General features: G+C 52.9%; 2 protein-coding genes and 2 tRNA genes. All 4 read right to left on the bottom strand.

Annotated elements, in window-relative coordinates; all coding sequences use genetic code 11:
• Positions 1-293, bottom strand: a 293-nt coding sequence (gene rimP, locus HT737_RS19825; protein WP_182403817.1) for a ribosome maturation factor RimP, incomplete at its 3' end; no start/stop codon positions are given.
• A gap of 139 nt (positions 294-432) precedes the next feature.
• A tRNA-Met gene (locus HT737_RS19820) sits at positions 433-509 on the bottom strand.
• A gap of 97 nt (positions 510-606) precedes the next feature.
• A tRNA-Leu gene (locus HT737_RS19815) sits at positions 607-692 on the bottom strand.
• Between the two features lie 22 nt (positions 693-714).
• Positions 715-1,004: preprotein translocase subunit SecG (secG, locus tag HT737_RS19810; RefSeq protein ID WP_182403815.1), on the bottom strand; the 290-nt coding region annotated here is incomplete at its 5' end.

The raw sequence follows: 1,004 nt of genomic DNA, 5'->3' as shown, positions 1-1,004 counted from the left end.
TCACCGGCAAATTTTGCAAACTGCTCAAGAGTGAACAGTGGGCGTTCCATGCCAGGCGAGGAAACTTCGAGGGTGTACTCAACGGAGATCGGATCTTCAACATCCAGGACACCGCTGATCTGACGGCTGACAATGGCGCAATCGTCCACCAGCACGCCACCCTCTTTATCGATATAAACACGCAACATCGAGTGACGACCCTGAGCCGAAAACTCGATACCCCAGCATTCATAGCCTAGGGCCACGACCACCGGGGCCAACAAGGCCTGCAACTCTTCTAGCTTGCTCGACACCTGAACCCCCTCGTGCATGTAAATGCATGCGCTGCAAAATAAAAAAAATGGGCGAAACGCCCATCCTTGAAACGCCGTCGAACAGCGGCGCAGAAAGTGTCCAGCTAACAAAAAGCCCCTGAAAAGGGGCTCCTTAAACTGGTTGCGGGGGCCGGATTTGAACCGACGACCTTCGGGTTATGAGCCCGACGAGCTACCAGACTGCTCCACCCCGCGACAAAGCTGGGGCGGAAGTATACGACCGATCCCTTATAGGGTCAATGTAACCTTCCACCTGCAAGAAAGCCCGCAACAGCGGGCTCTCCTGACTAATTGGTACCGAGAAGGGGACTCGAACCCCTACACCCTATGGGCACAACCACCTCAAGGTTGCGTGTCTACCAATTCCACCACCTCGGCAAAACTACGTTTGAAACCCTTCTTACTTCTGCTCTTGAGCTGGAGGTACGTCAGTCGCTGGAGTAGCCGACTTTTGCTCTTGAAGCACCGGGACATCATCAGAAGCCGGTTGTTGTTGCTTTGGTACTTCCAACACTGCTGGATCTGGCAAACCTGCTTGAGTCAGCTGATGAGCCTTCTCTTTAGCAAAGTAGCCTAACCCCAAGCTGGTTATGAAGAAACCGGCGGCAAGTATAGCAGTAAACTTACTAAGAAAGGTAGAGGAACCTTGGCTTCCGAACACAGTATTTGAAGCACCTGCTCCGAAAGACG

This window comes from Pseudomonas sp. MD195_PC81_125 (assembly GCF_014060985.1).
Classification (GTDB): domain Bacteria; phylum Pseudomonadota; class Gammaproteobacteria; order Pseudomonadales; family Pseudomonadaceae; genus Aquipseudomonas; species Aquipseudomonas parakoreensis.
The sequence above is the reverse complement of the archived record's forward strand: the minus strand, read 5'-3'. Positions and strand labels throughout refer to the sequence as shown.